General features: G+C 62.8%; 11 protein-coding genes. 6 read left to right on the forward strand and 5 right to left on the reverse strand.

Translation table 11 applies throughout. The annotated features are described in order from the left end of the window. Positions 1 to 6 precede the first annotated feature (6 nt). From ACUN8C_RS16500 to ACUN8C_RS16510, 3 genes are read right to left on the reverse strand one after another with little or no spacing between them, the layout of a single operon-like run. Positions 7 to 1230, reverse strand: a complete 1224-nt coding sequence (locus tag ACUN8C_RS16500) for an MFS transporter (RefSeq protein ID WP_445620246.1) — start codon at positions 1228 to 1230, stop codon at positions 7 to 9. Between the two features lie 8 nt (positions 1231 to 1238). After that, entirely contained in the window at positions 1239 to 2162 is a 924-nt protein-coding gene (locus tag ACUN8C_RS16505) for a SphA family protein (RefSeq protein ID WP_445620247.1), read from the reverse strand. A gap of 58 nt (positions 2163 to 2220) precedes the next feature. Then, the gene (locus tag ACUN8C_RS16510; protein WP_445620248.1) at positions 2221 to 3201 is read right to left on the reverse strand and encodes a helix-turn-helix domain-containing protein; all 981 of its coding nucleotides are present in this window, start codon (positions 3199 to 3201) and stop codon (positions 2221 to 2223) included. A gap of 347 nt (positions 3202 to 3548) precedes the next feature. Between ACUN8C_RS16510 and hpaR the strand changes: the two genes are divergently transcribed. Continuing rightward, a complete protein-coding gene (hpaR, locus tag ACUN8C_RS16515; protein WP_445620249.1) occupies positions 3549 to 3989 on the forward strand; it encodes a homoprotocatechuate degradation operon regulator HpaR in 441 nt (146 codons plus the stop codon). 200 nt (positions 3990 to 4189) lie between these two features. Then, the gene (locus tag ACUN8C_RS16520; RefSeq protein WP_445620250.1) at positions 4190 to 5812 is read left to right on the forward strand and encodes a GMC family oxidoreductase; all 1623 of its coding nucleotides are present in this window, start codon (positions 4190 to 4192) and stop codon (positions 5810 to 5812) included. A gap of 118 nt (positions 5813 to 5930) precedes the next feature. Here the strand turns inward: ACUN8C_RS16520 and ACUN8C_RS16525 are convergent, their stop codons facing one another. Both ACUN8C_RS16525 and ACUN8C_RS16530 read right to left on the reverse strand, forming a co-directional pair. Then, on the reverse strand, positions 5931 to 7298 hold the full coding sequence (locus ACUN8C_RS16525) for an APC family permease (RefSeq protein ID WP_445620251.1): 1368 nt from the start codon (positions 7296 to 7298) through the stop codon (positions 5931 to 5933). 262 nt (positions 7299 to 7560) lie between these two features. Beyond that, positions 7561 to 8955, reverse strand: a complete 1395-nt coding sequence (locus ACUN8C_RS16530) for an APC family permease (protein ID WP_445620252.1) — start codon at positions 8953 to 8955, stop codon at positions 7561 to 7563. Between the two features lie 261 nt (positions 8956 to 9216). Between ACUN8C_RS16530 and ACUN8C_RS16535 the strand changes: the two genes are divergently transcribed. The 4 genes from ACUN8C_RS16535 to ACUN8C_RS16550 all read left to right on the forward strand — a co-directional run bounded on the left by ACUN8C_RS16535 (position 9217) and on the right by ACUN8C_RS16550 (position 12426). Next, a complete protein-coding gene (locus ACUN8C_RS16535; protein WP_445620253.1) occupies positions 9217 to 10035 on the forward strand; it encodes a MoaF C-terminal domain-containing protein in 819 nt (272 codons plus the stop codon). Further along, positions 10025 to 10825 carry an SDR family NAD(P)-dependent oxidoreductase gene (locus ACUN8C_RS16540; protein ID WP_445620254.1) on the forward strand — a complete coding sequence of 267 codons (801 nt, stop codon included), beginning with the start codon at positions 10025 to 10027 and terminating at the stop codon, positions 10823 to 10825. The genes ACUN8C_RS16535 and ACUN8C_RS16540 overlap by 11 nt, the downstream gene beginning before the upstream one ends. A 65-nt stretch (positions 10826 to 10890) precedes the next feature. After that, the gene (locus ACUN8C_RS16545) at positions 10891 to 11661 is read left to right on the forward strand and encodes an SDR family oxidoreductase (RefSeq protein WP_445620255.1); all 771 of its coding nucleotides are present in this window, start codon (positions 10891 to 10893) and stop codon (positions 11659 to 11661) included. A gap of 93 nt (positions 11662 to 11754) precedes the next feature. Continuing rightward, positions 11755 to 12426: a response regulator transcription factor gene (locus ACUN8C_RS16550; protein WP_445620256.1), complete on the forward strand. Its 672-nt coding sequence runs from the start codon at positions 11755 to 11757 to the stop codon at positions 12424 to 12426. The last annotated feature ends 5 nt before the right edge of the window (positions 12427 to 12431 follow it).

Consider the following 12431-nt stretch of genomic DNA (forward strand, 5'->3'; position numbering starts at 1 on the left):
CTGGGACTACAGGGGAGAAGCGTTCGCCAGGGGCCGGCGCCTGAAAAAGGCGCCCAGTCCCCAGATGGCGGCATAAAGCGCCACCAGCCCGGCCAGGGCGAGAATACCGTTGGTCAGGCCACCCGCCTTTGAGGCGGCAAGGCTGATCACCAGCGGACTGATGAACTGCCCCAGATAGAGAAAGGCGGTGAAAAAGCCCATGCCCCGCCCGCGGTTGGTCGGGGTCAGGGCGTTCATGACCGGCGCCATGGCGTTGGGGACCAGCATGCCCATGCCAATACCGTGGATCACGATCGACACCAGCACCGTGGTATAGCTCTGTGCCAGGGCCAGACCAATCAGACCAGCCGCGCCCAGCAACAGCAGCAGCGCATTACAGCCCCGCACGCCCAGGGCGCGTCGCACCAGCGGCCACATCAGGGCACCGACCAGCGAGGCCAGAAGCCCGGTGCCGGTGGCCAGACCAATCAGGGTGGTGGACGTCACCCCCAGCATGACCAGCAATACGGGCGCCTGCACCGGCACCACAAAGCTCATCACCATGCCGATGCCGACCAGCAGATACCCGGCCAGCAGGGCCGCCATGTTCACCCGGCTCTGCGGACGTTGTGGTGTCTGACTCACGGTCTGAAGCGACGGACGCGACACGACAGGCTCCCACAGAATGCGCGACATGAACGGCAACAGCAGCAGGGGGAGCAGATAGAGATAGAACGGGAAGCGCCAGGAGTGCTCGCCTAGCATGCCGCCGATCACGAAAAACGCTGAGCCGACCAGGGCAATGGTCACCACCTGCCGATTGACGTATTTCAGGCGCTGATCGCCCTGCCAGTAATCGGCAATCAGCGTTGAACACACGGTCATGACCATGGCCTCGGCCAGCCCGAAGAGCAGCCGCACGCCCACGATGGCCGTCAGCCCATCCAGCAACGCCGGCAGGGCGCCCAGCAGGGCGTAACACAGCGTGGCCACCATCAGCATGCGCTTGCGGCCGAAGCGATCGGCCAGCCATCCGGCCAGCGGTGCAAACAGGGCGATCGCCAGCGCCGGGCCGGTAATCGCCAGCGGCACCCACAGCGGCGCCTGCGGGTTTGTCGGCGCAAAGGCCTCGATCATGCGCGGCAGTACCGGCGCCACCATGACCGACCCCACAATGGTCAGACTGCTGCCCAACAGCAGGATGGCGCCCTCACGCGCGCCGGCCTGACGATGTACAGGTGTCGTTGTCATGATGCCTCCTAGAAGCTGTAGGCGACGCGCACGGCCGCGTTATAGCCTTCGGTGCGGTTCTCGGCGTCAAATTCCTTGTAGACGTGGAACCAGACGGCCGGCAGACCGGGCGAGAGGAAGCTGATGGCCGGACCGGCTGCCCAGACGCGGGCCTGATTGCCGTCCTCCGACACCAGATTGGGGCTCTTGTCGTCACTGAGCTGGTCGTAGTAATACCCGCCCAGCCCGAGCGTCCAGGCATCGACGTGCTGGCCTATGGCGAACTCGTTGCGATACTCCACGCCACTGCGGTAGTCGGTGTCGGTATTGCGGGTGTTGAAATCGAGCTGGGACAGGGTCGAGAACTCCAGACCGCCGTCGGTGACGTAGGTAAAGCCCACAATGGGCGAGAAGGTCCAGTGATTGACCCCGGGGTTGATCAGGCGGTCCTGCTCATACTCCCCGGTGGGGGCCTGAATCTGGAACTGCGCGCTGATGCCCATGTTCGGCGCAGGCTGCCATCCCAGCATGATCGGTATGACCTGGGCATCGGCCTGGGCCAGCACGTGGGCGTCGTCCTGAAACACGGTCTGCCCGCCGGCCTTGACGTCCAGTGAGGCCCTCATGTCGAAAAAGGGCAACACGCCGCCGAAGCCATAGCGCGCGCCGAACAGCGTCTGGTCCGTCATGCGGATATAGGCGACACCGACCGAGAGCACGTCGAGAGAGAAGTCATTGGGGGAGCGCTTGCCGCCGCTGGTGCGCAGGTCATCGGTGGTGTAATAGGCCGTGCGCAGGCCGATCGTACCGTTCGGGGTGGTGGGTGGCAGAAAGCCGGAACCGAATTCATAGGCGCCCATGGGGGTGGTGGGGGCACCGCCTTCGGTGGCGGAGGATGAAGCAGCGCAGGCCATACCAGCCAGCGCGAGACAGACAGGGACTATTTTTTTCATTATGCACCTTGTCATCACAGTGTGGTGCACCAGCTTATGCCGCCACGAATGAGCGACGTTATCCGGATTCGGCAGGATTTTGTCGGCCGCGCTGGAGCGTCTCCGAGGGCCGCTCACCAAACAGGCGGCGATACTCCAGCGCAAAATGGCCGAGATGGAAAAAGCCCCAGCGCACGGCTTCATCCTGCACCCGCAGCGTGTCTCCCCGGGCCAGCGTGCGATGAATGGCATTGAGACGCGCCAGCCGTACATAGCTGGCCGGGCTGATGCCCAGATATTCCTGGAAGCAGTACTGCAGCTTGCGCCGGCTGACGCCGATGCGATGGCAGACGGAAGGGATGGCGATGGGCTCACCGTCCTGGGCATCGATGACCTCCCGGGCGCGGTCCACCACGCGCTTTCGCACCGATGGTGTCACCCGCTCCACCGGCCCGCGCTCCACGATATCAAGGACATGGCCCAGAAAGGCATCACGCAGTGCAGAGCGGCACACCAGCTCGGGGCGCAGCGTCAGCCACTGACAGGCCAGATCAAACAGCAGCGTCAGCGCCTGATAGCCCGAGGCCGCCGGCAGATAGCCCGGCCCGGCCCGCAGGCTGTCCATGATTTCCCGCGTCTCCCCGGACAGGATTGCCAGTTTCTGATAGTCGAGGCTCAAGGAGAGCAGATCCAGATTGGCCGCCACCCGGACTTCCGGCAGATCCCCGCCCATGACGGCCAGCACGCCGGCATGGGCATAGCGCCGCCCCTGGCAGATCAGCGGATCATCGGGTCTTGAAAGCGGAAAGCTGAAGCCGACCGTGGCGCTGTCCAGCCCGCCCCCCTTGAGCAGGGCCTGACTGCTGTGATCGCGTACCAGGTGCAACCCTTCCAGCTCAAAGTGCGTCACCCGGCCTTCAAAGCGCCCCTGGGAAAGCTGCATGAGCTGCAGGTCCCAGCCCTGGTAGTGCTCGACATGCTGCTGGATGCTGCGGGTGTGATGACAGGACAGCCCGGACAGCACCAGCGGCGAGCGTCGATCTTCCTTTTGAACGGCCATGACCTCATCCTCGTTCCACGATCGGTATCGATTTCCGTGATAGTCAGGCGCTCCCTCGCCACCGCCAATCTAGCGCGAATCCGCACCCCTGCCGATGCAACGTTAGGCCATGCCTGCGGATCGGCACACCGCACTGTCTGGCGCCGGAATGCGCAGACGCCGGGCGTATGGCCGGACCGGGCGAGTGTGATATCGTCAGGCCCTCCCGCGAAAGACCGCTTTTATCCTTCCTCTTTTGAGGAGGACGCGGCAGGTCTGGCAACCCGTCCGGTTCTATCGGACGAGCGGCACATTTTCTTGATCACCACCACCGGATCGTTTCAGGCGACCCCTTGAAAAGGCAGAACATGGCGCGCCCAACCCCCTCCCTGACTCTGGCACTGCTTCAGGCTCGTGAATCCGCCATGGATTTTTTCCGGCCACACCTCAATCGCAACAACATCACCGAGCAGCAGTGGCGCGTCATTCGCATGCTGTGGCAGGCCGAGGCGCAAACCCTTGAAAGCTATCAGCTGGCCGAGCGGGCCTGCATTCTGCGCCCCAGTCTGACCGGCGTACTGGTGCGCCTTGAACAGAGCGGACTGGTGCGGCGCTGGAAGCCCGAAACTGACCAGCGGCGCCTGTGCGTGACCCTGACCCCGAAGGGCAACGAGCTCTTTGAGGGCATGAAGGATGAAATGATGCGCCAGTATCAAAAGATCCAGCAGCGTCTCGGCCCGGAGAAATACCGCACCCTGATGGGCCTGCTCGAGGAAGTCCAGAATCTGGACACTGACGATCAGCACTGACGCCCTGGCGACCCTCCGACGCGCCCCGACGGCGCCGTCTCATACCAAAGAATGTCCTGCATACCCCTGATGCAGTGGGGCTTTCAGGCCCATGGCAGTCACGGTCAAATAACTGTCATGGCCGGTCAATTGAGCCACCCGCCCGATTCTTAATCTGATCCTGTCGCGCCACGCGCATCGTCATGTGTCAGGGAGATCACATGCAGGATCACTACGATTACATCATCATCGGTGCCGGCTCGGCCGGCTGCGTCGTCGCTTATCGCCTGATTCAGGCCCTCAAGGCATCGGTCCTTCTGATCGAGGCCGGCGGCTCGGATGCCGGGCTTCTGATTCGAATGCCCGCGGCGGTCGGCAAGGTCATTCCGACCCGTACCTGGCCCTACATGACCACTCCGCACGCCGCGACCCACCACCGCGCCATGTCGATCGCCCAGGGACGCCTGATCGGCGGCAGCAGCTCGGTCAATGGCATGATCTATATCCGCGGCCATTGCAGCGACTATGACGGCTGGGAAAACGACCACGGCTGCCCCGGCTGGAACTACAGGGCGCTGTTGCCGTATTTCATCAAAAGCGAGGGCAATGAATCGCTGGCCGGCCCCCTGCATGGCAATGACGGCCCGCTGAAGGTCAGCGAAAATCGCTACCGCCATCCGCTGACCCAGACGTTCGTGCGCGCGGGTCAGGAGCGCGGGCTGCCCTACGTCAATGATTTCAACGACAACACCCGTGAAGGCGTGGGCTACTACCAGACCACCACCTTCAACGGCGAACGCTACAGCACCTCGAAGGCCTATCTGAGCGAGGTGCGCGATCACCCTCGTCTGACGATTCTGTCCGACACCGAAGTTGAGCGGGTCATCATTGAAGGCGGTCGGGCCACGGGCATCCAGGCCCGCCATGCCAAAAAGGGGGCGATGACCCTGCATGCCCGCCGCGAGGTCATCGTCAGCGCCGGCGCGATCGGCAGCCCGAAGATCTTGATGAACTCCGGCATCGGCCACCGCGACCACCTCGGTGACCAGGGCATCACGTGCCTGCATGATCTGCCGGTCGGGGACAACCTGCAGGACCACCTGCACCTGTCGATCAATGCCACCCTCAAGGACCCGACCTCCCTGTACGGTGAAGATGCCGGTTTTCGGGCCCTGCGCCACGGCGCCGAGTGGCTCCTGCATCGCCGCGGTCTCATGACCTCCAACGTGCTGGAAGGCGGCGCCTTTCTGGATACCACCGGAGAAGGACGCGCCGACACCCAGATCCACTTCATGCCGGTGCTGGATACCTGGGACGATCCCAACGGTATCGGCCTGGGGCGCACCCACGGCCTGACGCTGAAGGTCGGCCATCTGCGTCCGGTCTCGCGGGGCAACGTTCGCCTCACAGGCCCTAGTGGTTCAAAAACGGCGGCCATCGACGCCCGCTTTCTCGAGGCCCCTGTGGATGTTGAGCATCAGGTGCGCTCGCTGCGTGCGGGGCTTGCGCTGCTTGATACGCCGGCGCTCTCAACCGTGATCGACGACGTCTTTTCTCCGCCCGAGGCGCGCTATCTGATGGCGCAGAGCATGGCGGACAATCAGCAGGCGCTTGAAACCTTTATCCGCCAGTACTGCAAGACCACCTATCACCCGGTCGGCACCTGCCGCATGGGCGCAGATGCCAGACACTCGGTGGTCGACCCCGAGCTGAAGGTCCATGGCGTTGACGGGCTGCGCGTCATCGACTGCTCGGTCTTCCCGACCCTGCCCGGCGGCAACACCAACGCCCCGACCATTGCCGTGGCAGAAAAGGCCGCCGACATGGTGATCGACGCCGCCTGAAACGCGCCCTGAAATCCTGCAACACCCTCAGCATCTGCAATACCTGCAACATCTGCAAAAAAAAGGGGCGCCGTATAAAAGCGCCCCGTTCTCTGCTGCAGGCGATACGGCCTTGCGTCTATTCGTCCATGTCCGGCTCGAACAGGCCCCTTTTCATTTTGAATTTGACCCACACGAAGGCGATCAGGCTGACCATCCCCAGCACCACGCCCAGCAGCGTATACACCATGGGGGTCATGTCGGGCGAGGGCGAGGCGTTGGCCGCCACATAGGCCATGCCAAGGATGCCCAGCACCTGGGGCACCGGATAAAACGGCGTGCGGTAGGGGCGGCGATGCTCGGGACGCCGCCGGCGCAGCACGATGACATCAATGTGCGCCACGATGTAGGCGAGCAGCCAGCTCGTCGAGGCGCCCACCAGCAGGATGACGATGTGGTCCGGCTTGACCAGCAGAAAGGGGATCGCAACGATCAGGGCCAGAAACAGGATACCGACCCAGGGGGTGTTAAAGCGCGAATGCATCCTGCCCATGATTTTGAAGGCCTGGCCGTTATCGGCCATGCCCGACAGCATGCGCGGCACCGAGGCCAGTACCGTGTTGACCGTGCTGCAGGTCGCGGTCAGTCCCATCACGGTGGCAAGGATCAGCCCGGCCTTGCCGAACACGCCATCGACCAGATCAAGATACGGCAGGGGCGAGGTGGTCAGCGTCCCGCTGGAGAGATAGCGGCCCGCCCCGAGGCAAAACAGCGTAAACAGGACCAGGATGATGCCCAGCGACAAAAACATGGCCCGCGGGATGCGCTTTTCCGGCTGACGGATGTCATTGATCATCGGACAGATGAACTCGCAGCCGACAAACATCCACATGGCCAGCGCCACCAGACCGATAAAACTGCCATCGACGATGCCCCCGATGCCCCAATTGATGCCGGCGGCCGTTCGGACCACCTCCGGCGAGGGCGACTGAATCAGCGCCGTGGCGCCGACCAGCAAAATCGCGGCAATCATGGCAAAGGTGAACACGTTCTGAAGCCGTGCAAACACATCCGTGCCCAGCATGTTGAGCATGGCCAGTCCTGCCAGTAACAGCAGCGGCACCAGATGCGGCGGCAACATTGAAGGAAACAGCGTCTGCAGCAGGGCATCCACCAGCAAAAGCTCAGCGGACAATCCGAACATCGCCACCACGACATAGCCTGAAAAGACCGAGACGATCGCCGGGAAATGGCCGATCGCCTTCTGGGTATAGGTGGCCAGCGTTCCGGCCTGCGGATACATCAACGAGAGTTCCGAAAAGCTCATGGCGTTGCACAGGGCAAAAAAGGCCGCCACCAGCATGGCGGCCAGAAAGCTCACGCCTCCGAGACCAAAGCCCATCAGCGCGGACGCCATGGCCCCCTGAACGACCACGCAGCCCACACAGATCGCGATCATGGTTTTAAAGCCAATGGCCTGTCGGACCGGAGCGATGGCCACTGGCATTGATCTTGCCTTCATGATGTCGAGCATAATCAGAGAACCTCTGCGAAATACATCCGGCACGGTTGTTGGCGAATACCGACGGTTGGCGGATACCGACGGCTGGCGGACACCGACGCGGGCATCCCATCCAGAGACGCCAATCTGCGCCCGATGAACACGCCGTTCTTGTTTGCTCGTGCCAGAAATTTTTCTTTCCCTGCCCCGGCCTGTTTCGGCACAGCCGAGTGCCCGAAGGAAGGGCACCCGGTCGATCCACGCGGTGCTAGTGGCTTGAATCCGGCTCAAACAGGCCCTTTTTCATCCTGAACTTGACCCAGACGATGGCGATCAGGCTGACGATGCCCAGCACCACACCCAGCAGCGTATAGATTGTCGTCGTCATTTCAGGAGAGGGGGCGGCATTGGCGGCCACGTAGGCCATGCCGGCAATGCCCACGATCTGCGGCACCGGATAGAAGGGAGTGCGATACGGACGGCGCTGCTCGGGACGTCGCCGGCGCAACACGATCACGTCAATGTGCGCCACGATATAGGCCAGCAGCCAGCTGGTGGCCGCAGCGATCACCAGTGAGATAATCTGATCGGGCCTGATCAGCAAAAAGGGAATGGTGACCCCCACCGCCAGAAAGACAATGCCGACCCAGGGGGTGTTATAGCGCGGGTGCATTTTGCCCATGACTTTGAAGGCCTGGCCGTTATCGGCCATGCCGGAGAGCATGCGCGGTACGGCGGCCAGCACCGTGTTGACCGTACTGCAGGTCGCGGTAATCCCCATCACGGTCGCAATGATCAGCCCCACCTTGCCGAAGACGCCATTGACCAGATCGAGATACGGCAGCGGCGAGGTGGTCAGGGTCTCAGTCGAGAGGTAATGGCCCGCACCGAGACAGAAGATCGTGAACAGTACAAAAACAATGCCCAGCGACAAAAACATGGCACGGGGAATGCGCTTTTCGGGCTGGCGAACGTCATTGATCATCGGGCAGACAAACTCGCACCCCACAAACATCCACATGGCCAGCGCGACCAGGCCGATAAAGCTGCCATCGGCAATGCCCCCCAGACCCCAGCCCATACCGACGGCCGCCTGCGCCACCTCCGGCGACGGCGACTCAATCAGCGCCGTGGCCCCCACCAGCAAAATGGCGGCAATCATGGCAAAGGTGAACACGTTCTGAAGCTTTGCGAAGACATCCGTGCCCAGGATGTTGAGTACCGCAAGGATCACCAGCAGCAGAATCGGCACCAGATGCGATGGCAGCATTGCGGGAAACAGCGCCTGCAGCAGGGCATCCACCAGCAGGAATTCGGCAGGAATCGCGAAGATGGCCACCACCACGTAGCCGGCAAACACCGACACGATGGCCGGGAAATGGCCGATGGCCTTCTGGGTATAGGTGGCCAGCGTCCCCGACTGCGGATACATCAACGAAAGTTCCGAGAAGGTCATGGCGTTACACAGCGCCAGCAGGGCCGCTACCAGCATCGCGGCCAGAAAGCTCAGGCCCCCGAGTCCGAACCCCACCAGTGCCGACACCATGGCACCCTGTACCACCACGGTCCCCACACAGATCGCAATCATGGTCTTGAAGCCGATGCCCTGCCGGAGCGATTTGCCGGCAGACGGCATGGGCACCGTTTTCGTGGTCTCAAGCATGATCCATCACCTCCGCGGCGCGCATTCGACATTATTGTTGGCTGATCCTGTGGCCTGACATCCGCGATGGCATTCAGGCCCCATCATCCAATCTGCGCCTGCCGGGCGCGGCATTCTTGTTTTCTCCTGCCAGAAATTTTCCTTTCCCTGCCTTGCCCACCAAAGGCGCGCTGAACTCCCCCATTCGGGGGATAGCGCCCGTGGTCACCGGCAAGCAAGGATGAAAGCGTTCCCCCTTTCACGATGATCAGGAGTTGTTCCATGACAACCGCCAATTCCCCCACGGACTGGATCTCGGTGACCGGCCTTGAAAAGGGCTTCGAGACCGATTCCTACGCACTGGATCACTCGGTCGATCTCGGCGGCAGGACGCTTGAGCTGCACGACGCCAGCGGCAACGTCCGCCGTCTCGACATCGAGCATGACCGGCTGCGCATCGACGGCGGCGAAGCGGTCAAGGCACGCGTCACCTCACTGCGTCAGGGGGTCTATCTGCTCGACTGGCTGGACGAACAGACCCGGCCGACCACCTCATTCACCGTGGTGCTGGATACGCTGAGCGACAGCTATACCCAGGTCACCGGCACTCTGCCCACCTTCGATGTCATCAAGACAGGTCTCTACGAGCGCGCCCTCGGCGGCCGAGCGCTGACCGACGTCAGGGCCGAGATCAGCCACGGCACCCTGAACCGGCCCTTCAGCGACGGCGCCTGCCCACATGCGCTGACCGATGAACTGATCGGCGTGCGCAATCTCTATCGCTACAGCCCGACCGAGATGTATGAGCACGTCTATCTCAACGAGCATTTCTACACCTGGCACTGCCTCAAGGGGGTGGAAAAGAACCTGTGCGATACCGACGCCTGTCACTACTACAGGATCACCGACGAGCTTTATCTGTTCATCTGGCGTGAAAAGATCGTGCCAACGCTGGGCATCGTCATGATCGATGAGCAGAACCACCGCAGCGACGGCAAGATCTTCGGCGTGGGCGACACCGAAGAGGCACCACTGGCCAATTTCCCGGTCGCCTCCTTTTGTCACCGTCTGAACGAGACGGAGTACCTCGATGAGCGCTGAGACCAGAACCATCGTCATTACCGGTGCCGGCACCGGCGTAGGGGAAGCCTGTGCTCGCCAGCAGGCCGCCCTGGGCCACAACGTGGTCCTGATTGGCCGGCGCCCGGCGCCGCTTGAAGCACTGGCCGAGGAGATCGGCGGGCTGGTGCTGGCCGGCGACGCCGCCAGCGCCACCGAATGGACGGGGTTTTGCGAGCGCATTCTGGAGACCTTCGGGCGCATCGATAGCCTGATCTGCAGCGCCGGCGGTCATGATCTGGGCGCGGCCACCGACATGTCGGAGCAGGACTGGCAGCAGGCGATGCGGCTGAATCTGGATACGGCCTTCTACAGCGCCCGCGCCTGCCTGCCGCATCTGATCGAACAAAGGGGCACCCTGGTGCTGCTGGGGTCGCTGGCCTCGTTTCAGGCCGGCGGTGACATCTGTGGCTACACCACGGCCAAGCATGCGCTTGTCGGTCTGACCCGCTCGCTGGCCCGTGATTACGGCCAGCACGGGGTGCGGGTCAACTGCGTCTGCCCGGGCTGGATTCGAACGCCGATGGCCGACGAAGAGATGCAGCCGCTGATGGCGCACTATCAGGAGTCTCTTGATGACGCCTACGCCCGCGTGACGCGTCACGTCCCGCTGCGCCGGGCGGCCAGTGCCCACGAGATCGCCGAGGTCTGCGCCTTTTTGATCGGCCCGGCTTCCGCCATTATTACCGGCGCCATGATCATGGCCGACGGTGGCTCGCATATCGTTGATATGCCAACGCTGGCCTTCGAGGCCCTCTCGCCAGGCGTCTGACCCGTGTCGTTCGGTCGGGCCGTGGGTCGCCCGACCTTTTTTCCTTTCATGACAGGAGTTGGCTCATGAGTATCAGCATCGATTACAGCGGTCAGCACGTGCTGGTCACCGGCGGTGCCCAGGGCATTGGGGAAGCCATCGTGACCCGCTTTGCCCAGGCCGGTGCCCGCGTGACGCTGGCCGACATCAACGAAGACCAGGCCCGCGCCGTGGCCGAGAAGCTCACGGCCGCCGGGCATCAGGTTCAGGCCCACACCGTGGATCTGTCCGATGAGGCCGCCACCCGCGCCATGATCGAAGGCAGCGACCCGATCGACGTTCTGGTGCACAACGCCGGCTACTTCCCGCTGACACCGTTCGAGGAACTCACCCGCGAACGGATCGAGCGCACCTTTGCCGTCAACGTGCAGTCGCTGTTCTGGATGACCCAGGCCCTGCTGCCGTATTTCAAACAAAAGGGCAGCGGCGTGATCCTGTGCACCTCCTCGGTCACCGGTAACCGGGTCGCCTATCCGGGCCTGACCCACTACGCCGCCTCCAAGGCCGCCGTGAATGGCTTTATCCGCAATACAGCGCTTGAAATGGGCGGTTCCAACATCCGCATCAACGGCGTCGAGCCGGGCATGATCCGAACGCCCGCGATGGACAATCTCGGCGATGACGAGCACAGCCAGAGTCTGGAGCGCGGCATCCCGCTGGGGCGTCTGGGCGCGCCGGAAGACATTGCCAACGCCATGCTGTTTCTGGGCTCCGATCTGGCCCGATACATCACCGGCCAGACCATCATCGTCGATGGCGGGGCACTGCTGCCGGAAAGTGTGACCGCCCTCGAGTAAGAGCGTATTGGACCATTGGCCACAGATTCTCGTTGCCCGCCCATGGCCGGCTCGCTATGTTGTCGACATTGCTCGACACGGAGTCGGCCCGTCATGTCTCATGTCCAGGTTCTGGGAACCCCCTGTCTGCGCGCCTTTACCCGCGCCGTTCCGGCATCGCTGGCGGCGTTCTATACCATCGACGAGACCCTGAGCGCCCGCGACTTTCAGCTCGCAGGAGATGCTCGCTCGATCCATGCGCTCTATCTCGAGCGCTATCGCCATCTTGACCCCCTGCAACCCGGGCACTGCCTGCAGACCGGCCGTCAGGTGCTGTTGCTCGATGAGGGGCTGGCCTTTCAATCGGAAGCCCGCAACCGGCGCTATCAGGGCTTTTTACGCCAGCATGACGTGGTCGATATCGCCGAGGTGCTCTTTCATGCCCGGGGTCGCCCCGTGCTCGGACTCTCCCTGCTGCGCCGCTCCGAACACGGGCGTTTCACCCGCGCCGAGATGGCAACGCTTCAGTCCCTGCAGGAGATGATGCAGCTGGCCGTCGATCAGCGACCGCCCACCCTGCAGCACGCCGAAGAGACGCTATCACCACCGGCTCTGACCGCCAGAGAGACCCAGCTGGCCGAATTGATCCGTCACGGCCTGAGCAACAAGTCCATGGCCCGCGAGCTCGGCATTGCGCCCTCCACGGTCAAGACCCACCTGGATCATCTCTACCGCAAGCTGGGGGTCACCAACCGCACCGAGCTGGTCAGCCGGCTTTATCTGTAAGACAA

The organism is Kushneria sp. Sum13, from assembly GCF_052692355.1.